This is a genomic window from Pseudomonas helvetica (assembly GCF_039908645.1).
GTDB lineage: Bacteria > Pseudomonadota > Gammaproteobacteria > Pseudomonadales > Pseudomonadaceae > Aquipseudomonas > Aquipseudomonas helvetica.
In genome coordinates this window covers 5,814,397-5,838,859 of record NZ_CP150917.1, presented here as the reverse complement: position 1 = coordinate 5,838,859, position 24,463 = coordinate 5,814,397, and the positions used below count along the sequence as shown (strand labels likewise).

22 protein-coding genes and 1 pseudogene are annotated in these 24,463 nt (G+C 60.3%); 14 read left to right on the top strand and 9 right to left on the bottom strand.

Annotated elements, in window-relative coordinates; all coding sequences use genetic code 11:
* The first annotated feature begins 109 nt into the window (after window positions 1-109).
* Window positions 110-1,210 (top strand): glycine-betaine demethylase subunit GbcB, encoded by a 1,101-nt coding sequence (gene gbcB / locus AABM55_RS26995; protein ID WP_054594373.1) that lies wholly within the window; start codon window positions 110-112, stop codon window positions 1,208-1,210.
* 227 nt (window positions 1,211-1,437) lie between these two features.
* Here the strand turns inward: gbcB and AABM55_RS26990 are convergent, their stop codons facing one another.
* Window positions 1,438-2,478, bottom strand: coding sequence for a low specificity L-threonine aldolase (locus AABM55_RS26990; protein ID WP_347928191.1), 1,041 nt, complete (start codon window positions 2,476-2,478; stop codon window positions 1,438-1,440).
* A 428-nt stretch (window positions 2,479-2,906) separates the two neighbouring features.
* On the opposite strand from AABM55_RS26990, the gene glyA reads away from it, so the two are divergent.
* The 7 genes from glyA to fdhA all read left to right on the top strand — a co-directional run bounded on the left by glyA (window position 2,907) and on the right by fdhA (window position 11,902).
* A complete protein-coding gene (gene glyA / locus AABM55_RS26985; RefSeq protein ID WP_347928190.1) occupies window positions 2,907-4,160 on the top strand; it encodes a serine hydroxymethyltransferase in 1,254 nt (417 codons plus the stop codon).
* Window positions 4,161-4,183: 23 nt separating this feature from the next.
* Window positions 4,184-5,434: a sarcosine oxidase subunit beta gene (locus AABM55_RS26980; protein WP_019693993.1), complete on the top strand. Its 1,251-nt coding sequence runs from the start codon at window positions 4,184-4,186 to the stop codon at window positions 5,432-5,434.
* A 14-nt stretch (window positions 5,435-5,448) separates the two neighbouring features.
* Window positions 5,449-5,778 (top strand): sarcosine oxidase subunit delta, encoded by a 330-nt coding sequence (locus AABM55_RS26975; RefSeq protein WP_054594370.1) that lies wholly within the window; start codon window positions 5,449-5,451, stop codon window positions 5,776-5,778.
* Window positions 5,775-8,792, top strand: coding sequence for a sarcosine oxidase subunit alpha (locus AABM55_RS26970; RefSeq protein ID WP_347928189.1), 3,018 nt, complete (start codon window positions 5,775-5,777; stop codon window positions 8,790-8,792). The genes AABM55_RS26975 and AABM55_RS26970 overlap by 4 nt, the downstream gene beginning before the upstream one ends.
* A gap of 52 nt (window positions 8,793-8,844) precedes the next feature.
* Entirely contained in the window at window positions 8,845-9,477 is a 633-nt protein-coding gene (locus AABM55_RS26965) for a sarcosine oxidase subunit gamma (protein ID WP_054594368.1), read from the top strand.
* Window positions 9,478-9,626: 149 nt separating this feature from the next.
* Window positions 9,627-10,484: a formyltetrahydrofolate deformylase gene (gene purU / locus AABM55_RS26960; protein ID WP_054594367.1), complete on the top strand. Its 858-nt coding sequence runs from the start codon at window positions 9,627-9,629 to the stop codon at window positions 10,482-10,484.
* Between the two features lie 218 nt (window positions 10,485-10,702).
* Window positions 10,703-11,902, top strand: a complete 1,200-nt coding sequence (gene fdhA, locus AABM55_RS26955) for a formaldehyde dehydrogenase, glutathione-independent (RefSeq protein ID WP_019580688.1) — start codon at window positions 10,703-10,705, stop codon at window positions 11,900-11,902.
* 217 nt (window positions 11,903-12,119) lie between these two features.
* On the opposite strand, the gene AABM55_RS26950 is transcribed toward fdhA, so the two are convergent.
* The 3 genes from AABM55_RS26950 to AABM55_RS26940 are packed head-to-tail and all read right to left on the bottom strand — an operon-like array spanning window position 12,120 to window position 14,071.
* Window positions 12,120-12,794 carry an anti-sigma factor gene (locus AABM55_RS26950; protein ID WP_347928188.1) on the bottom strand — a complete coding sequence of 225 codons (675 nt, stop codon included), beginning with the start codon at window positions 12,792-12,794 and terminating at the stop codon, window positions 12,120-12,122.
* Entirely contained in the window at window positions 12,791-13,423 is a 633-nt protein-coding gene (locus AABM55_RS26945; RefSeq protein WP_347928187.1) for a sigma-70 family RNA polymerase sigma factor, read from the bottom strand. Before AABM55_RS26945 ends, AABM55_RS26950 begins: the two co-directional genes overlap by 4 nt.
* A gap of 54 nt (window positions 13,424-13,477) precedes the next feature.
* Window positions 13,478-14,071 (bottom strand): fasciclin domain-containing protein, encoded by a 594-nt coding sequence (locus AABM55_RS26940; RefSeq protein ID WP_347928186.1) that lies wholly within the window; start codon window positions 14,069-14,071, stop codon window positions 13,478-13,480.
* Window positions 14,072-14,295: 224 nt separating this feature from the next.
* Between AABM55_RS26940 and AABM55_RS26935 the strand changes: the two genes are divergently transcribed.
* On the top strand, window positions 14,296-14,859 hold the full coding sequence (locus tag AABM55_RS26935; protein ID WP_347928185.1) for a DUF2780 domain-containing protein: 564 nt from the start codon (window positions 14,296-14,298) through the stop codon (window positions 14,857-14,859).
* Here AABM55_RS26935 and AABM55_RS26930 read toward each other — a convergent pair.
* Window positions 14,818-14,997: pseudogene (locus AABM55_RS26930) on the bottom strand (acyltransferase); the annotation flags it as partial. The gene AABM55_RS26935 and the pseudogene AABM55_RS26930 sit on opposite strands and share 42 nt — an antisense overlap.
* A 74-nt stretch (window positions 14,998-15,071) precedes the next feature.
* On the opposite strand from AABM55_RS26930, the gene AABM55_RS26925 reads away from it, so the two are divergent.
* Window positions 15,072-15,635 (top strand): DUF2780 domain-containing protein, encoded by a 564-nt coding sequence (locus AABM55_RS26925; protein WP_347928184.1) that lies wholly within the window; start codon window positions 15,072-15,074, stop codon window positions 15,633-15,635.
* Here AABM55_RS26925 and AABM55_RS26920 read toward each other — a convergent pair.
* Window positions 15,594-16,523, bottom strand: coding sequence for an acyltransferase (locus AABM55_RS26920; RefSeq protein ID WP_347928183.1), 930 nt, complete (start codon window positions 16,521-16,523; stop codon window positions 15,594-15,596). The genes AABM55_RS26925 and AABM55_RS26920 overlap by 42 nt on opposite strands.
* 162 nt (window positions 16,524-16,685) lie before the next feature.
* Between AABM55_RS26920 and AABM55_RS26915 the strand changes: the two genes are divergently transcribed.
* The 4 genes from AABM55_RS26915 to creD all read left to right on the top strand — a co-directional run bounded on the left by AABM55_RS26915 (window position 16,686) and on the right by creD (window position 20,826).
* Window positions 16,686-17,189: an ATP-dependent zinc protease gene (locus AABM55_RS26915; RefSeq protein WP_054594360.1), complete on the top strand. Its 504-nt coding sequence runs from the start codon at window positions 16,686-16,688 to the stop codon at window positions 17,187-17,189.
* Between the two features lie 59 nt (window positions 17,190-17,248).
* Entirely contained in the window at window positions 17,249-17,929 is a 681-nt protein-coding gene (creB, locus tag AABM55_RS26910; RefSeq protein ID WP_347928182.1) for a two-component system response regulator CreB, read from the top strand.
* Window positions 17,929-19,350, top strand: a complete 1,422-nt coding sequence (creC, locus tag AABM55_RS26905) for a two-component system sensor histidine kinase CreC (protein ID WP_054594358.1) — start codon at window positions 17,929-17,931, stop codon at window positions 19,348-19,350. The genes creB and creC overlap by 1 nt, the downstream gene beginning before the upstream one ends.
* Before the next feature lie 114 nt (window positions 19,351-19,464).
* Complete coding sequence (gene creD, locus AABM55_RS26900) at window positions 19,465-20,826, top strand: cell envelope integrity protein CreD (protein ID WP_103315879.1); 1,362 nt, start codon at window positions 19,465-19,467, stop codon at window positions 20,824-20,826.
* 128 nt (window positions 20,827-20,954) lie between these two features.
* Here the strand turns inward: creD and AABM55_RS26895 are convergent, their stop codons facing one another.
* The 3 genes from AABM55_RS26895 to AABM55_RS26885 form a co-directional block, all read right to left on the bottom strand.
* Window positions 20,955-21,584 carry a glutathione S-transferase gene (locus tag AABM55_RS26895; RefSeq protein WP_054594356.1) on the bottom strand — a complete coding sequence of 210 codons (630 nt, stop codon included), beginning with the start codon at window positions 21,582-21,584 and terminating at the stop codon, window positions 20,955-20,957.
* Between the two features lie 188 nt (window positions 21,585-21,772).
* Entirely contained in the window at window positions 21,773-22,480 is a 708-nt protein-coding gene (locus AABM55_RS26890; protein ID WP_347928181.1) for a 3'-5' exonuclease, read from the bottom strand.
* The gene (locus tag AABM55_RS26885) at window positions 22,477-24,417 is read right to left on the bottom strand and encodes a putative nucleotidyltransferase substrate binding domain-containing protein (RefSeq protein ID WP_054598194.1); all 1,941 of its coding nucleotides are present in this window, start codon (window positions 24,415-24,417) and stop codon (window positions 22,477-22,479) included. The genes AABM55_RS26890 and AABM55_RS26885 overlap by 4 nt, the downstream gene beginning before the upstream one ends.
* Window positions 24,418-24,463 lie beyond the last annotated feature (46 nt).

The following is a 24,463-nucleotide window of genomic DNA, read 5'->3' as shown; positions in this document are numbered from 1 at the left end:
TGTGGGCTGGTCGCGATAAGTACGTGAATGTCGTAGATAGGTAAGTGGCCACTGCACACCTTGAGCAGAATCGGCAACATGAGGTCGACAGTCGACCGTGGAGATCAGCATGTCCAATAGTTTCCTGAACCCGGTAACCACCCAGACCTGGGCCAATGGCCGGCACATTGTCCGTTGCGTCAAAGTCATCCAGGAAACCTGGGACGTGCGGACCTTCTGCTTCATGGCCGACCAGCCGATCATGTTCTTCTTCAAACCGGGGCAGTTCGTCACCCTGGAGCTGGAAATCGAGGGCGTGCCGATCATGCGCTCGTACACCATTTCCAGTTCGCCGTCGGTGCCTTACAGCTTTTCGGTGACCATCAAGCGCGTACCGGGCGGCAAGGTTTCCAACTGGCTGCATGACACCCTGCACGAAGGCCAGGAGTTGGCGGTGCACGGGCCGGTCGGGCTGTTTAACGCAATGGATTTCACCGCACCGAAAGTGCTCTATCTCAGCGGCGGTGTCGGGATCACCCCGGTAATGTCCATGGCTCGCTGGTTCTACGACACCAACGGCAATGTCGACATGGTGTTTATCCACAGCGCCCGCTCGCCAAAAGACATCATCTATCACCGCGAGCTGGAGCACATGGCGTCGCGGATCGATAACTTCAGTCTGCACCTGATCTGTGAGAAGCACGGACTGGGCGAGCCTTGGGCCGGTTATCGCGGCTACCTGAACCATAAAATGCTGGAGCTGATGGCGCCGGACTTCCTTGAACGCGAGGTCTTCTGCTGCGGCCCGACCCCTTACATGCACGCGGTCAAACGCCTGCTGGAAGCCGCTGGCTTCGACATGAAGCGTTACCACGAAGAATCTTTCGGTGCTACACCGCCCGAGGCTCGTGCCGATGCGGTGGAGCAAGCCGAACAAGCGGCCGACGCCCCGGAAATCGATGTAGCCGATCTGCATCAAGTGGAATTCACCGCGTCCGGCAAAAGCATCCGCGTGGCGCCGGGTGAAACCGTCCACGCCGCCGCCGCCAAGCTTGGCCTGTTGATTCCGAAAGCCTGCGGGATGGGGATTTGCGGAACGTGCAAGGTAATGAAGCTGGGCGGGGAAGTCGAGATGGAGCACAACGGCGGGATCACCGAAGAAGACGAAGCCGAGGGTTACATCCTGTCGTGCTGCAGCGTGCCGAAAGGGGATGTACGGATCGAGTTCTAAGCCGTTACTCCGGGGAAGGGATGCAGAGCGTCACTAGTGTCGCTCTGCGTGGGAACGATCATCTTTCTGTGGCGAGGGAGCTTGCTCCCGCTGGGTTGCGGAGCAGCCCCAAATCCTGAGCATGCGGTCTGTCAGGTGCACCGTGTTTGCTGAATTTACGACGGCTTCGCCGCCGAGCGGGAGCAAGCTCCCTCGCCACAAAGTTTCATTTCATTCTGGTGAGGGTATTACCCCGCCATCACTTCCCGAATATCCGCCGCCAATTCCCGAACGCGCTCTACCTCGGTATCCCACGAGCACATGAAGCGGGCGCCGCCTTTGCCGATGAAGGTATAGAAACGCCAGCTCTTGGCGGTCAGTGCCGCGACGGCCGATTCCGAGAGTTGCAGGAACACGCCGTTGGCTTGTACCGGGAACATCAGTTCAACGCCCGGAATGTCGCTCACCAGCTCGGCCAGCAGCTGCGCGCAGTAGTTGGCGTGGCGAGCGTGTTTGAGCCAGGCGTCGTTTTCCAGCAGGCCGACCCACGGCGCCGAGAGGAAACGCATTTTCGACGCCAGTTGCCCGGCCTGTTTGCAGCGGTAGTCGAAGTCTTCAGCGAGTTTCTGGTTGAAGAACAGTATCGCCTCACCCACCGCCATACCGTTTTTCGTCCCGCCGAAGCACAGCACGTCGACGCCGGCCTTCCAGGTCAGGTCAGCGGGCGAGCAATTGAGGAACGCGCAGGCGTTGGAGAACCGCGCGCCGTCCATGTGCAGGTTCAGGCCCAGTTCCTTGCAGGTGGCGCTGATGGCGCGGATTTCTTCCGGGGTGTAGATGCTGCCGACTTCGGTCGCCTGGGTCAGGGTTACGACGCGCGGTTTCGGGTAGTGAATGTCCTGGCGCTTGAGGGCGATTTCGCGGATCGATTCCGGGGTCAGCTTGCCGTTTTCAGTGCGTGCGATGAGCAGCTTGGAGCCGTTGGAGAAGAATTCCGGCGCGCCGCATTCGTCGGTTTCGACGTGGGCGGTTTCCGAGCAGATCACGCTGTGGTAGCTCTGGCACAGTGACGACAGCGCCAGGGAGTTTGCGGCGGTGCCGTTGAAGGCGAAGAACACTTCGCAGTCGGTTTCGAACAATTTGCGGAAATCGTCCGAGGCGCGCGCCGTCCACTCATCGTCGCCATAAGCGCGTTGGTGGCCTTGATTGGCCTGTTCCATGGCGGCCCAGGCTTCCGGGCAGATACCGGAATAGTTGTCGCTGGCGAATTGTTGGCTCTTGTCGGTCATGGCCGGCTCCGTGGTCGATGATGGTGCGCACTGTACCCAGATTTGCAGGAAGCGCACATCTGCTGATTCTGTAGGAAAAGTCGTGTTGTAAACACCCTGTGGCGAGGGAGCTTGCTCCCGCTGGATCGCGTAGCGGTCCTAAAGCCAATAAATGCGGGCTGTCTGATAAAGCGCATTAACCGGTATTGCGACTGCTGCGTCCGATCGCGGACCGGCCGAACGGGAGCAAGCGTCCTCGCCGCAAGAGCCCGCCAGTCGGCGGCATTTATCCCGGCGTGCCAACCCATGTCGTAAACGCACCTTTGCGTGGCGTCCATAGGCATTTGACCTGTCTGCGCCGGCCATACCATCGCATCCAAAGGGCACTGCCGTAAGGTACGTGCCTCACCGAGACGAAAGGCGCACAAGCCGCCGCTGGGAGAGACGCGATGTTCAGCAAGCAAGACCAGATCAAGGGTTACGACGATGCACTGCTGGCGGCGATGAATGCCGAAGAGCTGCGCCAGGAAGATCACATCGAGCTGATCGCGTCAGAGAACTACACCAGCAAACGCGTCATGGAAGCGCAAGGCAGTGGCCTGACCAACAAATACGCCGAAGGTTATCCAGGCAAGCGCTACTACGGCGGCTGCGAGCACGTCGACAAGGTCGAAGCGCTGGCCATCGAACGCGCCAAGCTGCTGTTCGGTGCCGATTACGCCAACGTCCAGCCGCACTCCGGCTCGTCGGCCAACAGCGCCGTTTACCTGGCCCTGCTGCAACCCGGCGACACCATTCTCGGCATGAGCCTGGCCCATGGCGGTCACCTGACCCACGGCGCCAAGGTGTCGTCCTCGGGCAAACTGTACAACGCCGTGCAGTACGGCATCGACACCAAAACCGGCCTGATCGACTACGACGAAGTCGAGCGTCTGGCCGTCGAATGCAAGCCGAAGATGATCGTCGCCGGCTTCTCGGCTTACTCCAAGACTCTGGACTTCCCACGTTTCCGTCAGATCGCCGACAAGGTCGGTGCGCTGCTGTTCGTCGACATGGCGCACGTTGCCGGTCTGGTCGCTGCCGGCCTGTACCCGAACCCGCTGCCGTATGCCGACGTGGTGACCACCACCACCCACAAGACCCTGCGTGGTCCGCGTGGCGGCCTGATCCTGGCCAAGGCTAACGAAGAAATCGAGAAAAAGCTCAACGCGGCAGTCTTCCCCGGTGCCCAGGGTGGCCCGCTGATGCACGTGATCGCCGGTAAGGCGGTGTGCTTCAAGGAAGCGTTGGAGCCTGGTTTCAAGGCTTACCAGCAACAAGTGATCGACAACGCACAGGCAATGGCCAGCGTTTTCATCAAACGTGGCTACGATGTAGTGTCCGGCGGTACGGATAACCACCTGTTCCTGGTGAGCCTGATCCGTCAGGGCCTGACCGGTAAGGAAGCCGACGCCGCCTTGGGTCGTGCCCACATCACCGTGAACAAGAACGCCGTACCGAACGATCCACAATCGCCGTTCGTCACCTCGGGCCTGCGTATCGGCACCCCGGCGGTCACCACTCGCGGCTTTAAAGTTACCCAGTGCGTTGAACTGGCCGGCTGGATCTGCGACATCCTCGACAACCTCGGCGACGCCGATGTCGAGGCCAATGTTGCCAAGCATGTGGCAGCTGTGTGCGCGGACTTCCCGGTTTATCGCTGAGCGCGGTTTTGGAGTAAATGACTATGCAACGCTACTCAGGCTTCGGCCTCTTCAAACACTCCCTCAGCCACCACGAAAACTGGCAGCGGATGTGGCGCACGCCGACTCCGAAAAAAGTCTACGACGTGGTCATCGTCGGCGGCGGCGGGCATGGTCTGGCGACCGCCTACTACCTGGCCAAGGAACACGGCATCACTAACGTGGCCGTGGTCGAGAAGGGCTGGCTGGGCGGCGGTAACACCGCGCGCAACACCACCATCGTGCGTTCCAACTACCTGTGGGACGAGTCGGCCCACCTGTACGAACACGCGATGAAGCTCTGGGAAGGTCTGTCCCAGGACCTGAACTACAACGTGATGTTCTCCCAGCGTGGCGTCTACAACCTGTGCCACACCCTGCAGGACATTCGTGATTCCGAGCGTCGGGTCAGCGCCAACCGCCTCAACGGCGTCGATGGCGAACTGCTCACCGCTCAGCAAGTGGCTGACGAGATTCCGTACCTCGACTGCTCGAAAAACACTCGCTACCCGGTGATGGGCGCTACCGTCCAGCGTCGCGGCGGCGTGGCCCGTCACGATGCCGTGGCCTGGGGCTTTGCCCGTGCGGCCGACGCCTTGGGCGTGGACCTGATCCAGCAGACCGAAGTGATCGGTTTCCGCAAGGAAAACGGTGTGTGCATCGGTGTTGAAACCAACAAGGGCTTCATCGGCGCCAAGCGCGTCGGTGTAGTCACCGCGGGTAACTCCGGGCACATGGCCAAACTCGCCGGTTTCCGTCTGCCGATCGAATCCCACCCGCTGCAAGCGCTGGTGTCCGAGCCGATCAAGCCGATTATCGACAGCGTGATCATGTCCAACGCCGTACACGGTTACATCAGCCAGTCCGACAAGGGCGACTTGGTAATCGGTGCCGGTATCGACGGCTACAACGGCTACGGCCAGCGCGGTTCGTACCCGGTGATCGAGCACACCATCCAGGCCATCGTCGAGATGTTCCCGGTCTTGTCCCGCGTACGTATGAACCGCCAGTGGGGCGGCATCGTCGACACCACGCCGGACGCCTGCCCGATCATCTCGAAAACACCCGTGCCAAATATGTTCTTCAACTGCGGTTGGGGCACCGGTGGTTTCAAAGCAACTCCGGGCTCGGGCAACGTGTTTGCCGCCAGCCTTGCCAAGGGTGAAATGCACCCATTGGCTGCACCTTTCTCCATCGACCGCTTCCACAGCGGTGCATTGATCGATGAACACGGCGCTGCTGCGGTCGCCCACTAACAGGAGAAATCCCTATGTTGCACATCTTCTGTCCTCACTGCGGCGAACTGCGCTCCGAAGAGGAATTCCATGCATCCGGCCAGGCGCACATCCCGCGCCCACTGGACCCGAGCGCTTGCACCGACGAGCAGTGGGGTGACTACATGTTCTTCCGTGATAACCCTCGCGGGTTGCACCACGAGCTGTGGGATCACGTCGCCGGTTGCCGTCAGTATTTCAACGTCACCCGTGACACCGTGACCTACGAGATTCTCGAAACCTACAAGATCGGCACCAAGCCGCAGTTCACCGACAAGACTGAAAGTCCGAAAGCGGCCGCGCAGGCTCTGGGAGCGAAGGTATGAGCCAGATCAATCGCCTGTCCAACGGTGGACGGATCGACCGCAACAAAGTCCTGAGTTTCACCTTCAACGGCCAGGTCTACAAGGGCTTTGAGGGCGACTCCCTGGCCGCTGCATTGCTGGCCAACGGCGTCGACATCATCGGTCGCAGCTTCAAGTATTCGCGTCCTCGCGGGATTTTCGCCGCAGGCGCTGAAGAGCCGAACGCGGTGCTGCAGATCGGTGCCACCGAAGCCACGCAAATTCCTAACGTGCGCGCCACTCAACAGGCGCTGTACCAGGGCCTCGTCGCCACCAGCACCAACGGCTGGCCGAGCGTAAACAACGACATGATGGGGATTCTCGGCAAGGTCGGCGGCAAGCTGATGCCACCGGGTTTCTACTACAAAACCTTCATGTACCCGCAATCGTTCTGGATGACCTACGAGAAGTACATTCGTAAGGCTGCAGGTCTCGGTCGTTCGCCGACCGAAAACGATCCGGACACTTATGACTACATGAACCAGCACTGCGACGTGCTGATCGTTGGCGGTGGCCCGGCCGGCCTGGCGGCTGCCCTGGCGGCTGCGCGCAGCGGCGCCCGAGTGATTCTGGCCGATGAACAGGAAGAGTTTGGCGGCAGCCTGCTCGATTCCCGTGAAAACCTCGACGGCAAACCAGCCACCGAGTGGGTCGCCAGCGTCATTGCCGAGCTCAAAAACACCCCTGACGTGTTGCTGTTGCCTCGTGCGACCGTCAACGGTTACCACGACCACAACTTCCTGACCATTCACGAACGCCTCACCGATCACCTCGGCGACCGCGCACCGATCGGCCAGGTTCGTCAGCGTATCCACCGGGTTCGCGCCAAGCGCGTAGTGCTGGCAACGGGGGCTCACGAGCGTCCACTGGTCTACGGCAACAACGACGTGCCGGGCAACATGCTCGCCGGCGCCGTCTCGACTTACGTGCGCCGTTACGGCGTAGCACCGGGCAAGAAACTGGTGCTGTCGACCAACAACGATCACGCCTACCGCGTGGCGCTGGACTGGCTCGACGCCAGCCTGCAAGTGGTGGCCATCGCCGATGCGCGGAGCAATCCTCGCGGTGCGCTGGTAGAAGAAGCACGCGCCAAAGGCATCCGTATTCTGACCGGCAGCGCCGTCATCGAAGCACGCGGCAGCAAGCGCGTCACCGCTGCTCGTGTTGCCGCGATCGACGTCAAGGCGCACACCGTCACCAGCCCTGGCGAATGGCTTGAATGCGATCTGGTTGCCAGCTCCGGCGGCTACAGCCCGGTGGTTCACCTGGCGTCGCACTTGGGTGGCAAACCGATCTGGCGTGAAGACATCCTCGGTTTCATCCCGGGCGAAGCACCGCAAAAACGCGTTTGCGTGGGCGGCATCAATGGCGTCTACAGCCTCGGCGATTCCTTGGCCGACGGTTTTGAAGGCGGTGTGCGCGCGGCCAGCGAAGCCGGCTTCAAAGCGGTCGAAGGTGTCTTGCCTAAAGCCTTGAGTCGTGTCGAAGAACCGACTCTGGCGCTGTTCCAGGTGCCGCATGAAAAGGCTACCGCACGTGCGCCGAAGCAGTTCGTCGACCTGCAGAACGACGTCACCGCGGCTGCGATCGAACTGGCGACCCGCGAGGGCTTCGAGTCGGTCGAGCACGTCAAGCGTTACACCGCACTGGGCTTCGGTACTGACCAGGGCAAGCTCGGCAACGTCAACGGTCTGGCCATCGCCGCCCGTTCGCTGAACGTGACCATCCCGCAGATGGGCACCACCATGTTCCGCCCGAACTACACGCCGGTGACATTCGGTGCGGTAGCCGGTCGTCACTGTGGGCACATCTTCGAGCCAGTGCGTTACACCGCACTGCACGCCTGGCACGTGAAGAACGGCGCCGAGTTTGAAGACGTCGGTCAGTGGAAGCGTCCTTGGTACTTCCCGAAAAACGGTGAAGACCTGCATGCCGCGGTCAAACGCGAATGCCTGGCCGTGCGTGAAAGCGTTGGCCTGCTGGATGCCTCGACACTCGGCAAGATCGACATTCAAGGCCCGGATGCGCGTGAGTTCCTCAACCGCGTCTATACCAACGCCTGGACCAAGCTCGACGTGGGCAAGGCTCGTTATGGCCTGATGTGTAAAGAAGACGGGATGGTCTTCGACGACGGCGTTACTGCTTGCCTCGCCGACAACCACTTCGTGATGACCACCACCACCGGCGGCGCTGCGCGCGTGCTGCAATGGCTGGAAATCTACCACCAGACCGAATGGCCAGACCTGAAGGTGTACTTCACCTCGGTTACCGACCACTGGGCGACCATGACCCTGTCGGGGCCGAACAGCCGCAAGCTGCTCAGCGAAGTCACCGACATCGATCTGGACCGGGACGGTTTCCCGTTCATGACCTGGAAAGAAGGTTTGGTCGGTGGTGTGCCGGCGCGGGTGTTCCGGATTTCGTTTACCGGTGAGCTGTCGTACGAAGTCAACGTACAGGCCGACTACGCCATGGGCGTCCTGGAAAAAATCGTCGAGGCTGGCAAGAAGTACAACCTGACGCCGTACGGCACTGAAACCATGCACGTCCTGCGGGCCGAGAAGGGGTTCATCATCGTCGGCCAGGACACTGACAGCTCGATGACCCCGGACGACCTGAACATGGGCTGGTGCGTCGGTCGCACCAAACCGTTCTCGTGGATCGGCTGGCGTGGCATGAACCGTGAAGACTGTGTGCGTGATCAGCGCAAACAGTTGGTCGGCCTCAAGCCGATCGACCCGACCAAATGGCTGCCGGAAGGTGCGCAACTGGTGTTCAACACCAAGCAAACGATCCCGATGAGCATGGTCGGTCACGTGACCTCCAGCTACGCCCACAACTCCCTTGGCTATTCGTTTGCCATGGGTGTGGTCAAAGGTGGCTTGAAGCGCCTCGGCGAGCGCGTGTTCGCGCCGTTGGCCGACGGCAGCGTGATCGAAGCGGAAATCGTTTCTTCGGTGTTCTTCGATCCGAAAGGCGATCGCCAGAACGTGTGATACCAACGCTCGCCCCTCCGGGGGCGACGTACGAATTCAAGACAGGTGCTTTATGACCACAGCCAACGTTTACCAACAGCGCCCAACCACTGGGGCAAAGGCCGAGTCGTCGCTGCACCACGCGGGCCTGCAAAGCCTGGTGGGCAAGGGCCGTAAAAACGCCGGTGTCACCGTGCGTGAGAAAAAACTCCTGGGTCACCTGACCATTCGTGGTGATGCCCACAACCCGGCATTCGCCGCTGGCGTGCACAAGGCCTTGGGCCTTGAACTGCCGGTCGCGCTGACCGTGGTCGCCAAAGGCGAAACCAGCCTGCAATGGATGGGCCCGGATGAGTGGCTGCTGATCGTGCCTAGCGGCGAAGAGTTCGCCGCCGAGAAAAAACTGCGTGAAGCCCTGGGCGATTTGCATATCGCTATCGTCAACGTTAGCGGTGGCCAACAGATTCTTGAACTGAGCGGCCCGAAAGTCCGTGAAGTGCTGATGAAGTCCACCAGCTACGACGTGCACCCCAACAACTTCCCGGTGGGCAAGGCGGTGGGCACGGTGTTCGCCAAATCGCAACTGGTGATCCGCCACACCGCTGAAGACACCTGGGAACTGCTGATCCGTCGCAGCTTCTCGGATTACTGGTGGCTGTGGTTGCAGGATGCAGCGGCTGAGTATGGCCTTAGCGTCCAGGCCTGATCTGTGGCGAGGGAGCTTGCTCCCGCCGGGCTGCGCAGCAGCCCCAATGCCATCTATAGCATTCCGCCAGTGAGACCGAATCCGTAGATTTACGACTGCTACGCAGCCGACGGGAGCAAGCTCCCTCGCCACAAAGGAGTCACCGCATTATGAGCCGCGCACCAGACACATGGATTTTGACTGCCCATTGCCCAAGCGTCCTGGGCACGGTGGATGCGGTGACCCGCTTTTTGTTCGAACAGGGTTGCTACGTCACCGAGCACCACTCCTTCGATGATCGGCTGTCTGCACGTTTCTTCATTCGCGTGGAGTTCCGTCAGCCGTCGAGTTTCGACGAACAGGCATTCCGCACAGGCCTGGCCGAACGGACCGACGCGTTCGGCATGGTGTTCGAACTGACCCCGCCGCACCACCGGCCAAAAGTGGTGATCATGGTCTCCAAGGCTGATCACTGCCTCAACGATTTGCTCTATCGCCAGCGCATTGGCCAACTGGCGATGGATGTAGTCGCGGTGGTGTCCAACCACCCGGACCTCAAGCCGCTGGCCGACTGGCACGGGATTCCCTATTACCACTTCCCGCTCGACCCGAACGACAAGCCAGCACAAGAGCGGCAGGTCTGGCAGGTGATCGAAGAGTCCGGTGCAGAGCTGGTGGTGCTTGCGCGCTACATGCAAGTGCTGTCGCCGGAGCTGTGCCGCAAGCTCGATGGTAAAGCGATCAACATTCACCACTCGTTGCTGCCTGGTTTCAAAGGCGCCAAGCCGTATCACCAGGCCTACAACAAGGGCGTGAAACTGGTGGGCGCCACGGCGCACTACATCAACAACGACCTCGACGAAGGCCCGATCATCGCCCAGGGCGTGGAAGCGGTGGATCACAGCCATTACCCCGAAGACCTGATTGCCAAAGGCCGGGATATCGAGGGGCTGACGTTGGCCCGGGCAGTGGGTTATCACATTGAACGGCGGGTGTTTCTCAACGCCAACAGAACAGTAGTTCTTTAGATTTTTGGGGCCGCTTCGCGACCCATCGCGGGCGAGCCTTGCTCCTGCAGTGATCGCGTCGTCCCGTTATCTAACGGCCGACATCACCGCGTAGGAGCAAAGCTTGCTCGCGATGAGGCCCTTACAGACAACACAAGACACAAGCACTAACCCAAGCAATCTACGCGTTGCCCTCAGTTGGCAACGCGGTTTCATAAAAACAACAGCGAGGTGAAAGCATGTCTGGTAATCGTGGTGTGGTGTATCTCGGCGCAGGCAAGGTCGAAGTACAGAAAATCGACTATCCCAAAATGCAGGACCCGCGCGGCAGGAAGATCGAGCACGGCGTCATCCTGCGCGTGGTATCCACCAATATCTGTGGTTCCGACCAGCACATGGTACGTGGTCGCACCACGGCTCAAACCGGTCTGGTGCTGGGCCACGAGATCACGGGTGAAGTGATCGAGAAGGGCAGCGGTGTCGAGAACCTGCAGATCGGCGACTTGGTGTCGGTACCTTTCAACGTTGCCTGTGGCCGTTGCCGTTCGTGCAAAGAGCAACATACTGGCGTCTGCCTGAGCGTTAACCCGGCGCGTCCGGGCGGTGCCTATGGTTATGTCGACATGGGTGACTGGACCGGTGGCCAAGCCGAATACGCGTTTGTGCCGTATGCCGACTTCAACCTGCTGAAACTTCCAGATCGCGACCGGGCCATGGAAAAAATCCGTGACCTGACCTGTCTCTCCGACATCCTGCCCACCGGTTACCACGGCGCAGTGACTGCCGGCGTTGGTCCTGGCAGCACCGTGTACGTCGCCGGCGCCGGCCCGGTTGGCCTGGCAGCTGCCGCTTCCGCTCGCCTGCTGGGTGCTGCGGTGGTGATCATCGGTGACGTCAACCCGATCCGCCTGGCCCATGCCAAGGCTCAGGGTTTCGAAATCGCCGACCTGTCGACAGACACCCCACTGCACGAACAAATCGCTGCACTGTTGGGCGAACCGGAAGTGGACTGCGCCGTCGATGCCGTAGGCTTCGAAGCTCGCGGTCACGGCCATGCCGGGGTGAAACACGAAGCACCGGCCACCGTACTCAACTCGCTGATGGGCGTGGTTCGGGTTGCCGGCAAAATCGGTATCCCTGGCCTGTACGTGACAGAAGATCCGGGCGCAGTCGACGCCGCCGCGAAAATGGGCAGCCTGAGCATCCGCTTCGGTCTGGGCTGGGCTAAATCCCACAGCTTCCACACCGGCCAGACCCCGGTGATGAAGTACAACCGCCAACTGATGCAGGCGATCATGTGGGACCGCATCAAGATTGCCGACATCGTGGGTGTCGAGGTCATCAGCCTCGACGACGCACCACGTGGTTACGGCGAATTCGATGCCGGCGTACCGAAGAAGTTTGTGATTGATCCGCACAAGTTGTTTAGCGCGGCGTAAGGCTTCACGCAAACAAAAACGGCGACCTTCGGTTCGCCGTTTTTTATGCTCGGAATACCAACCCTATGGCCCAACCCTGTGGCGAGGGAGCTTGCTCCCGCTGAGCTGCGAAGCAGCTCCAAAACCATTCACCTTGGTGTGTCAGTCAAAACATGTCAGTCGGTTTACGACTGCTTCGTAGCCGAGCGGGAGCAAGCTCCCTCGCCACAGTGGATGGCTACAACCCGGCCAATGCCCCCTGATACAACACCGGCCCGGTCGGTTGTCCGGTCGGCGAACCGCCTTCAGGCTCCAGGCTGACCGCCAGCGCTATCGGTTTACCCAACAGCGCGTGCTGTTTCTCGCTCAACGCGACCTGGCCTTTGCCGCCGGCCGGGATCACGCCCAGGGAGATCGGTTTGCCATCCGCTGGAACTGCCCACAATTCGAGGCTGTGTCCGGGGGCGACGGTGGCCAGGGCCAGCGGTTCGACTTGCAGATAATCGTCGTGAGCCTTGATTCGCAGGGCAGGCTGTGCGCTGGCGCTGAGCAAGGTGGCGCTGTACTGGCTGCTGTCGCGGTTGTAGAGAATGCCCAGCGTCATGGCCACCAGCAGCGAGCAGACGGCCACCGTCACACGCAACCAGTTCCAGAACGGACGCTTGGCCGGCACGTGCAGTTCTTGCGGTTCGATTCGCGCATTGATGGCTGTCCACACCCGATCGGGCACGGGCACTTCCACCAAGGGTTCGTTGAGGCTGGTCAGGCTTTCTTGCCACTTGGCCAGTTCGACGCGCAGTTCGGCGTCGTCCAGCAGCAGCTGTTCGAAGCGGCGGCGCGCGGCGGCGGGCATCAGGCCAATGGCGTAATCGGCGGCGAGGGCGCGGCGCAAGTGCTGGTTTTGATAGTTCATGATTCAAGGCACCTGCGCAGGCGCTCCATGCCACGGCGAATCCAGGACTTGACCGAGCCCAGAGGCGCCGCCAGATGATCGGCCAGTTCAGCGCAGGACAAGCCCTGAAAGTAGGCCACAGTGATCGATTGACGTTGCATGCCTTCAAGGGTCTCGAGGCAGCGCTTCAGCGCACTGGCTTCACGGTCGCTGCTGAGCAATTCCTGGGCCGAGGGCGCTTCGTCGACCAGCGCCTGTTCTTCCAGTTCGCTGAGGCGGCGGTCGCGGTGTTTGCGTAACTGGTCGATGGCCTGGTTGCGGGTGATGTTGATCATCCAGGTCATTGGCGCCGACAAATGCGCCTGGTAGCGCGGGGCGTTGTTCCAGATGCGCACGAAGCTTTCCTGCAGCACTTCTTCGGCCAGGTCGCTGCGCCCCATGAAGCGCAGCGCTACACCATGCAGGCGCGGTGCAACGCTGCGGTAGAGCGTTTCGAACGCACGGCGGTCACCCAGTGAACACTGGGCGAGCAGCTGTCTGAGCGGTTCGGCGTCGGCGCTGGAAATGACCGTTCTCCAAACAATCCCGGTGGGTATGCGCTGTCGGTTGCAGGCTGAGGTTAGTTCACGGCGCGTTGTTGTTCCATTCACGGCGACTGCCCTCAAGGCAACGCCGGCCCTGATCCACAGGGCCGGCGTCAGCGCTTAGCTTTTCGGCATCAGCACTTTGTCGATGACTTGAATTACGCCGTTGGATTGGTACACGTCATAGGTAGTGATGTCGGCGGTCACGCCTTTTTCGTCCTTGAGGGTGATGTTGTGCGGGCCGTTCATCGTCACCCACAGCTTGCCGCCGCTGACGGTGGTGAGTTCGGCTTTACCGCCGCCGGCCTTGATCTGCTGGGCCAGCGTCGCCATGTCGAGTTTGCCGGCGACCACGTGGTAGGTGAGGATGTGGCTCAGCGTGGCTTTGTTCGCGGGTTTGAGCAGGGTATCGACGGTGCCGGCGGGCAGGGCGGCGAACGCCGAGTTGACCGGCGCGAACACGGTGAATGGACCTTTACCCTTGAGAGTATCGACCAGACCGGCGGCTTTTACCGCGGCGACCAGAGTGGTGTGATCCGCCGAGTTTACGGCGTTGTCGATGATGTCCTTGCTCGGCATCATGGCTTGTCCGCCGACCATTACAGAGTCGTGGCTCATGTCTGCCGCGTGCACGCTGTTGAGGGTCAAACCGCAGGTCACGGCCAGGCTCAGCAGGCTGGCGATCAACGGGGTTTTAATCGTAGTGCGCTTCATGGTGATTGTCCTAGGTGAGGAATCGGCCAGGAATGTCTGTCCGTGCTTGATATACGCAGAGGGTCAGAGATCGGATGCAGCGCAGGAAAAATATTTTTCGGCTAGATTTCACGCACGCCGGTGCGGCGCACAATGGCCGGGAACAATTAATATCGCGACCAGTTAAACGTCTGGTTTCCGTCACCTGATTGCAGGTGGCTTTCAGGGTTCAGGAGTTGGTTTTGATGAAGATTTCACGCGGTTTTGCTTTGGCTTCGCTCATGACCCTGGCGACCAGCCCGGTCTTCGCCGCAGGCTTCAGCCTGAACGATGTGGCCGGTGCCGTGTCCGGTATGCAGGGCAGCGACAAGACGGCTGCCGCTGCACCGACCCCGCAGGCAGCAGGTCTGTTGAGCGCGCTGAGTTCGCTGAACGTCACCCCGGAGCAGGCGATTGGTGGCACGGGAGCCATGTTGGGGCTGGCGAAGAATCAGCTGGGCGCGGCCGATTACTCCCAGTTGACCAATAAAGTGCCGGGTCTTGATCAGCTGTCGGGCAGCAATGCATTGGGCAGCCTGGGGGGCTTGAGCGGTTTGCTCAGTGGTTCGCCGGGTAAGTCGACAGGCCTGGACAGCGCCTTGGACAACGTCAAGAACACCAATGACCTGAACAATGCCTTCACCGCGTTGGGCATGGACAGCGGCATGATCGGCCAGTTTGCCCCGATCCTGCTGCAATACCTCGGTCAGCAGGGCGTTGGCGGTTCGCTACTCAACAGCCTCGGCGGGATCTGGGGCGCCGGCGGCTGATTCAACCTGCTCGGCGCGCAAGGCGTCGATGCATGAGCCCTTCTCGGTCCAGAGCTGGTTGACCCGGTTCTGGACGCTCTGGCGAAACACCGGATCGTTGCAGTGCTGAAAAAGGCTGGCGTCGCCACGGAACAATGCCTGACCCGTTCCGGTCAAACCAGCAGTTTTCCGCCCGCATTCGGGTGGCTTTCAGGGTTCAGGAGTTGGTTTCGATGAAGATTTTACGCGGTTTTGCTTTGGTTTCGCTCATGACCCTGGCGACCAGCCCGGTCTTCGCTGCCGGCTTCAGCCTGAACGATGTGGCGGGTGTTATGTCCGGCATGCAGGACGGCGACGAGACGGCGGCCTCTGCATCGACCCCGCAGGCAACAGGCCTGTTGAGCGCGCTGAGTGTGCTGAACGTGACCCCGGAACAGGCCATCGGTGGCACGAGCGCGATGCTGGGTCTGGCGAAGAACCAGCTGAGCTCGACCGACTATTCACAGTTGACTAAAGACGCGCCGGGGTTGGGCATGCTGTCGGCTGGCGGTGGTCTGGGTATGCTTGGCGGACTGCTCGGTGGCTCGTCCGGCAAGTCGTCGCCTCTGGACAGCGTCCTGGGCAACCTGGATAACGTGAAGAACACCAATGACCTGAGCAGCGCCTTCAGCGCGCTGGGCATGGACGGCGGCATGATCGGCCAGTTCACCCCGATCCTGCTGCAATTCCTCGGTCAGCAGGGTGTCGGTGGTTCGTTACTCAATAGCCTTGGCGGGATCTGGGGCGCCGACGGCTGATTCAGTCCGCTCGGCGCGCAAGGCGTCGATGCGTAAGTCCTTCTCGGTCCAGAGCTGGTTGACCCAGTTCTGGACGCTCTGGCGAAACGCCGGATCGTTTTCGTAATCGCCCTGGCACAACGCCGGATCCAGCTCGCGGGTCTTGATGTCGATGATCACTCTTGGCACCGCACCGCTGATCAAATCCCAGAAACCCGGAATCTTCGCCTGTGGATACACCACAGTCACATCGAGCACCGCATCCAGCTGTTCACCCAGCGCCGCCAATACAAACGCCACGCCGCCCGCCTTGGGTTTGAGTAAGTGCTTGAACGGCGATTGTTGTTCGGTGCGTTTGGCAGGCGTGAAGCGAGTGCCTTCCAGGTAATTGACCACGCTCACCGGTTGGCGTTTGAACAACTCGCAGGCGGCTTTGGTGATCTCCAGGTCCTTGCCGTGCAGTTCCGGGTGCCGGGCCAGGAAAGCTTTGCTGTAGCGCTTCATGAATGGGTAATCCAGTGCCCACCAGGCCAAGCCCAGAAACGGTACCCAGATCAGCTCTTTCTTCAGGAAGAACTTGAAGAACGGCGTGCGCCGGTTGAGCGTCTGGATCAGCGCCGGGATGTCGACCCAGGACTGGTGGTTGCTGATCACCAGGTAAGAGGTGTCGGCCCGCAGGCCTTCGCCGCCGCGAATGTCCCATTGTGTGGGGATGCACAGCGCGAAAATCAGCTTGTCGATTTCGGCCCAGGTCTCGGCGATCCACATCACCGCCGCGCTGGCGTCATCACGAAAGCGCCCCGGTAAGAGCAGTTTCAGCAGGGCAAACACCATCAACGGACCGAACAGGACCAGGGTGTTGAGTAACAGCAGCAAGGTGACTAAACAGCCGGTGAGCAGGCGGCGCATAAATAACTCTTGTAAGCGTTTGGGCGCGCAATGATAAGCAGCTTCGGCCCAGAGGCCAAATGCGGGTGGCGACGAATGTTTCACTTTTGTCTGGGTATGCTCGAACGATCATTACAACTGCGGTCTAAAATCCCGTCGTCCTACTCCCAGGGAATCCATTACGTGAAATCCATCCTCGCATTGTTAGCCCTTGTGGCCCTGCCGGTCATGGCCGCCGAGCCGACCCTTTATGGTCGTTATGAATACATCAAGCTGCCGGAAATCGGTGGCCAGGTCCTCAAGGCCAAAATGGATACCGGCGCGCTGACGGCATCCCTGTCGGCCAAGGACATCGAAACCTTCACCCGCGATGGCGAAGATTGGGTGCGCTTCCGTCTGGGTACCAAGGATGCGAGCAACAAGGTCTTCGAACACAAAGTCTTGCGCATCAGCAAAATCAAAAGCCGCGCCGACGAGGAAGATGAAAAAGACACGGCGGACGTCGCCAAGCGTCCGGTCGTCGAACTGGAACTGTGCCTGGGCAGCATCAAGCGCACGGTCGAGGTCAACCTGACCGACCGCAGCAGTTTCAATTACCCGCTGCTGATCGGTGCCAAGGCATTACGTGAGTTTGGCGCTGCGGTGAACCCGGCCAGACGCTTTGTCGCGGATAAGCCTGACTGCTGATTGACGCCGAATCAGCCTTGGGGCACCGTTCGCCCACTTAATTGCCGGGCTTGGATGCCATGCCTCATATCCTGATTGTCGAAGACGAAGCGGCAATTGCCGATACGCTGATTTTTGCCTTGCAAGGCGAAGGCTTCACCACCACGTGGTTGAGCCTCGGCGCGGCGGCGCTCGAGCATCAGCGCATGACACCTGCAGACTTGATCATTCTGGATATCGGACTGCCGGATATCAGCGGCTTCGAGACCTGTAAACAGTTGCGGCGCTTCAGCGAAGTGCCGGTGATGTTCCTCAGTGCCCGCGACGGCGAGATCGATCGGGTCGTGGGGCTGGAGATCGGCGCCGACGATTACGTCGTCAAGCCATTCAGCCCTCGGGAAGTCGCGGCGCGAGTCCGGGCGATTCTCAAACGCATGGCGCCGCGCGCGTTGAATGAGTCGTCCAGCGCCGTGTTCCAGGTCGATATTGATCGCGTGCAGATCAGCTATCGCGGTCAACCCCTGGGCCTGACTCGCCACGAGTTTCGTCTGTTGCAGTGTTTGCTGGAGCAACCCGAGCGGGTCTTCAGTCGCGAGCAATTGCTCGATGCGCTGGGAGTCGCCGCCGATGCGGGTTACGAGCGCAGCATCGACAGCCACATCAAAAGCCTGCGCGCCAAGTTGCGTCTGGTGGCTGCCAGTGCGGAGCCGATCCAGACTCACCGTGGCCTCGGTTACAGCTACAGCCCGGGGAATAGCTGATGCCGTTGGGAATCCGGATCTTCCTGGTCTATGTACTGTTCATCGGCCTGACCGGTTACTTCGTGCTCAACACGGTGATGGAGGAAATCCGCCCAGGCGTTCGACAGTCCACCGAAGAAACGCTGGTGGACACCGCCAATCTGATGGCCGAAATCCTGCGCGATGACTTCAAGGCTGGCACCCTCAACCAGAATCGCTGGCCCGAGTTGCTCAAGGCTTACGGCGAGCGGCAGCCGGCGGCGACAATCTGGGGTTTGCCAAAAAATTCGGTCAACCACCGTATCTACGTCACGGATGCCAAGGGCATCGTGGTGCTGGACTCCAGCGGCGTAGCAGTGGGCCAGGACTATTCGCGCTGGAACGATGTGTACCTGACCTTGCGCGGCGAATACGGCGCACGTTCGACCCGCAGCATCGCTGACGATGCCACTTCTTCGGTGATGCACGTTGGCGCGCCGATCCGCGATAACGGGCAGATTATCGGCGTGGTCACCGTGGCCAAGCCCAACAGCTCATTGCAGCCTTACGTCGACCGCACCGAACGTCGATTGCTTTGGTACGGCGCCGGGTTGATCGGCCTCGGCTTGTTGTTCGGTGCGGCGTTGTCCTGGTGGCTGAGTGTCGCATTACGGCAGTTGACCGCTTACGCCCAGGCGGTCAGCGAAGGTCGACGGGCCGAGCTGCCGCACTATCGCGGCGCAGAGCTGGAGCAACTGGCCACGGCGGTGGAGCGCATGCGCACGCAACTGGAAGGCAAGGCTTACGTCGAACGTTATGTGCACACCCTGACCCATGAGTTGAAGAGTCCGTTGGCGGCGATTCGCGGTGCCGCCGAGTTGCTGCAAGGCGAGATGCCGGTGACACAACAACAGCGCTTTGTCCGCAATATCGACAGCGAAAGTGCGCGGATGCAGCAGTTGATCGAGCGCTTGCTGAACCTGGCGCAGGTCGAACAGCGCCAAGGGCTGGAAGAGCGTGTGCCGGTGCCGGTGGCGGCATTGGTCGATGAGTTGCTCAGCGGTCAGCATGCGCGTATCGAGCGCAAGCAGTTGAAGATCGAAAAGCAGATTTCAACCGATCTGGATGTGCTGGGCGAGCCGTTCTTGCTGCGTCAGGCACTGGGCAATCTGTTGGAGAACGCTCTGGATTTCTCCCCGTCCCACGGCGTCTTGCGCTTCACCGCCGAACGGCATGCCGAGCAGGTCGAATTCAAACTGTTCAATCAGGCCGAACCGATTCCGGATTACGCCCTGGGGCGTTTGAGCGAACGCTTCTATTCACTGCCACGCCCGGACAGTGGACGTAAAAGTACCGGCCTTGGGCTTAACTTCGTTGAAGAAGTAGTCAAGTTGCATGGGGGTGAGTTGCATGTCTGCAATGTGCCGGGCGGCGTCGAGGTGACGCTGCGATTGCCTTCATAAGCTAAAAGATCGCAGGCTGCGATCTTTTGCTTCTCCACACACTCTCCACATTTCCCCCATAAAACCCTCACAGCCATCTTCCAGACTCTCCCTCATTCGAACAGGGAGAGACCCATGAACCGCAGCTTGGCCATAAAACTTGGGGCAATTGCCCTTCTGATTGTGCTGTTGATGATCCCGTTGCTGATGATCGGCGGGGTGATTTTTGACCGCCAGCAACTGCGCAACGGTGTCCTTGAGGACATCGCCCGTAGTTCCAGCTACAGCCAGCAATTGAGCGGGCCGCTGATGGTGGTGCCGTATCGCAAGGTGGTCAGGACCTGGAAAACCAACGAAAAAACCAGCGAGCGTTATCAGGAAACGACTCAGGAACGGGGGCGACTGTATTTCCTTCCTGAACGTTTCGAACTCGATGGTCTGGTTCAAACCGAACTGCGCGCCCGTGGCATTTACGAGGCGCGGCTGTTTCACGCGGATAACCGGATCAGCGGGCACTTTTCTATCCCGGAGCACTTGGGCATCAAGGAGGACTTTTCCGACTACCAGTTTGACCAGCCGTTCCTGGCCGTGGGCATCAGCGATATTCGTGGTATCGAAAACGCCTTGAAGCTTGAACTCGATGACCAACGCCTGGACTTTGTTCCGGGTACGCAAGTGGACTGGCTGGGCGAGGGCGTGCACGCCAGTCTGCCGGTGCTGGATGCGAACAAAGCCACAGAACTGGCCTTCGGTTTTGACCTGCGTCTGCAAGGCACTGGTCAGTTGCAGATCACCCCGGTAGGTAAAACCAGCAAAGTCAGTTTGAAAGCCAACTGGCCGCATCCAAGCTTTATCGGCAACTACCTGCCGGCCCAGCGTGAGATAAGTGCTGAAGGTTTCAGCGCCAATTGGCAGGCCTCGTTCTTTTCCACCAATCTGGAAGAGGCACTCAATAGCTGCTTGTCCCATTCCAGCTGTGAAGAGTTCAAAAGCCGCAGTTTCGGCGTCAGCTTCATCGACCCGGTGGATCAGTACCTCAAAAGCGATCGGGCGATCAAATACGCGCTGCTGTTTATCGTGCTGACCTTTGCCGGGTTCTTTCTCTTCGAAGTGCTGAAAAGCCTCGCGGTGCACCCGGTTCAATACGCCTTGGTGGGCGTGGCGCTGGCGTTCTTCTACCTGCTGTTGTTGTCACTCTCCGAGCACATCGGCTTTGCCCTGGCGTATCTGCTGTCGGCCGCTGCCTGCGTGTTGTTGATCGGTTTTTATGTTTGCCATGTACTGCGCAGTGCGCGCCACGGGTTGAGTTTTTCGGCGGGATTGGCGGCGCTCTACGGTTTGCTTTACGGCTTGTTGAGTGCCGAGGATTACGCGCTGTTGATGGGCTCGCTGCTGTTGTTCGGCTTGCTGGGCGTGTTTATGGTGCTGACCCGTAAACTCGACTGGTACGGGATTGGCCAGGGCAGGATTGCCAAGCCAGAGGTGGTGTATGAGTAGGTCGCTGGGGTTGCGCGAGGATCAGTTGCAGGGTGAATGGTTGGCGATGCAGATTGCCGGGTTGTTTACGCTGGAGCAGGGTGATGTCCTCATCGGCAAGCCCTGCTCCCTCAGATCAGCCGGTGCTGCTAAACCTTCGGCACGGTTGCCAGCATCGACGGCCGCTGACTTACTTCGGCATACCAGGCGCTGAGTTGTGGATTGCTCTTGCGCCACTCCAGGTCCGGATGACGCAAATCCAGATATCCAAGGGCGCAGGCAACGCTGATGGCCGCGACGTCGAAATGGCTGGTCAGCTCGGCGATGGCGTCGGCTTCCAGCACCGCCAAGGCCCGGCGGATCTTGTCGCGCTGGGCGTCGAGCCACTGGTCCCAGTGTTTCTCCGGGGCGCGCAGGGCGAGTTCATAACGGATCAGCACCGCGGCGTCCATGATCCCGTCGGCCAGCGCGGCCAGGGTCAGGCGCCGCCAGCGCGCCGTGCCTTCACGAGGGATCAGCGGATTACCGACATGTTGCTGATCGAGGTATTCGAGGATCACCCGGCTGTCGTATAACACGTTACCGTCGTCCAGGCGCAGCGCCGGGATCTTGCCCAGCGGGTTGTCCTGGTTCAACGCCGCGTCGGGGCTGACCGGGGTCAGTTGGCTGTGCTGCAGCGCCACGCGGTCCAGTTGACCGGTTTCATGCAGCAGCACCATCACTTTGCGCACGTAAGGCGAAGCAGGGTTGTGGAACAAGGTCATGCTGGGGGCGGACATGGACATTCCTCGGCTGTATTCAGGGAGCATGTGGCAGAGATCTAGCCTAGTAAGTTCCGGCGCGGCTGGCGAGGGTTTAGTGGTGCTGACAAGATCGCTATCGCGAGCAAGCCTTGCTCCTACAGATTCGCGTGTTGTCTGTAGGAGCAAGGCTTGCCCGCGATGACGTCAGAACAGGCGCTGAACACCTAGAAGGAATGGCTTTGCTGCCGGCGTTTCCACTGGCTTAACCGCTGTTGCAGATTCAGTGGGCTGTGAATCTGCTGCATTCGCGCGCGGTTGAACAGGATCAACACTAACTCAGCCGTGGCCATGGCGTCGGCGCTGGCGTTATGGCGCTCGAAGACTTGCAGCTTGAACCACTTGATCCAGTCGTCCAGCCCGGCTTCGCGGATGTTTGCCTGTGGACACAGCAGTGGCGCCATGTCGGCCACATCAAGGAAAGGATGCTGCAAGCGATAACCCAGGCTGTCCTTCAAGGCGCGACCGAGCATGTGCTGGTCGAACGGTGCATGAAACGCCAGCAACGGACTGTCACCGACAAACTCCAAGAAATCCAGCAACGCGTCCCGCGGATCGCTGCCAGCGGCAATCGCGCTTGGGCCCAGGCCATGAAGTAACACGCTAGGCCCGAGTTTGTGGCCGTTGCGCTGCAAGGTTCGCTCGAACTGCTGACTGAAATCGATCGCGCCGTCTTCGATCACCATGGCACCGATCGACAGCACCACGTCTTTGTTCAGGTTCAGCCCGGTGGTCTCCAGATCGACCACCACCCAGCGTTGCTCGCGCAGGCTGCATTCGCCCAGCGTCGGAGCGTTTGGCAGTTGGTCCAGGCGCTGTTGCTGCGCAGCGGTCAATGTCGGCCCGGCGGGGCGTAGCCAGGAAAACAGCTTCATAGCTGATACCGCAGGGCCAGGCTGCTTTGCAGGCGTTGGGCCTGGCGCAGGGACTCACGCAGGATTCGCCGGTCCAGATGATTCAAGCTGTCGGGATCGACCCGATTGGAATAGGGCAGGTTCTCACGGGTCTGTCGCTGATGCTGCTGCATGCGGGTTTGCTGGATGAAGTGATAGGCCTCTTCATAGGCCGCACCGTCCAGCGGGTCGATGACTTCTTTGGCCACCAGTTGACGAAAGCGCTCGAGGGTATTGTTGGCCCCGATGCCATGGGCCAGCGCCAATAGCCGAGCACCGTCGACAAACGGAGTCAGCCCTTGGACTTTCAGGTCGAGAGTGGCTTTTTCACCGTTCTTTTTCTCTAGCACAAACTCGCGGAAACGCCCGACAGGCGGCCGTTGGCGCAGGGCGTTCATGGCCAGCATGCGCTGGAACAGCCGATTGTCTGCCACCTGATCGAGAATCGCGCGGCGCAATTGCTCGCAGCCTTGCTCATCGCCCCAGACCACCCGCAGGTCGAAGTAAATGCTCGACCCGAGCAAATTCTCGGGCGTTGCTTCGCGGATAAACGCCGCGAAACGCCGCGCCCATTCGGCACGGGACAAACACAGCTGCGGGTTGCCAGCCATGATATTGCCCTTGCACAGCGTAAAGCCGCAGAGCGCCAGGCTCTGATTGATCTGCTGGGCGATCGGCAACAGCTTGCTGCGAATCTCGGCCGCCTGCACCGCATCGCGCGCTTCGAAGAGAATGCCGTTGTCCTGATCGGTGTGCAGTGTCTGCTCGCGGCGACCTTCGCTGCCGAAGCACAGCCAGCTGAACGGTATGCCGGGGTCGCCTTTATCGGCCAGCGTGAGCTCGATGACCCGGCACACGGTGTGATCGTTGAGCAAGGTGATGATGTGGGTGATTTGGGTCGAGGACGCGCCGTGGGCGAGCATGCGCTCGACCAGTTGGCCGATTTCGCCGCGCATCGCCACCAGGTTTTCCACCCGTGGCGCGCTGCGAATGGTGCGTGCCAAATGCACCAGATCGACGCGTTGCAGGGAAAACAGGTCGCGTTCCGAGACTACACCGCACAACCGTTGGTCCTTGACCAGGCAGACGTGAGCGATGTGCCGCTCGGTCATGGCAATGGCCGCATCGAACGCGCTGTGGTCCGGCGTCAGGAAGAATGGCGCGTGGATCATGTGCCGGTCGATGGGCTGATTGAAGTCACTGGTGCCATCGGCGACTACCTGACGCAAGTCGCGCAGGGTGAAAATTCCCAGCGGGGCTTTCTGCTCATCGACCACCACAATGCTGCCGACCTGCTGCTCGTGCATCAGGGTCACGGCTTCACGCAGTGGGGTCGCAGGGCTACAAGTCACGGGATGGCGCATGGCCAATTCGCCGAGGCGGGTATTGAGCGAGTATTGGGTGCCGAGGGTTTCCACGGCTTTTTGCTGGACCTGCTGATTGACCTGATCCAGCAGGCTGCTGACGCCGCGTAGGGCAAAGTCGCGAAACGTGCTGGAAAGGGCGAACAGCTTGATGAAGGCCTGCTTGTTCAGCTGTAGGCAAAAGGTGTCTTCGGCGGCCAGGTGCTCGGTGCGGGTTGCACGCTCGCCCAGCAGTGCGGCGAGGGGGAAACACTCGCCGGTGGTGATCTCGAAGGTAGTTTCGGTGCCACCCTTGGCCGTGTGCGGACGTTCGCCGACTACCCGGCCCTGTTTGACGATGTAAAAATGCTCAACCGGTCCGTCCGCAGGCTTGATGATGCTCTCGCCCGGGCCGTAGAAGCGCAGTTGGCATTGTTCGACCAGGTAGGCCAGGTGCGCGTGTTCCATCTGGTTGAACGGCGGGAAACGCTGAAGGAACTGCAAGGTGCCCTGGATATTCTGCAGCACCGCTGTTTTCCCTGCCTGGGTGAAGGCATCCGCTTTACTCATAACCATTACCGCAGTCTTTTTCGATTTGTTGTTGTCGGAGTCACTGCCATGG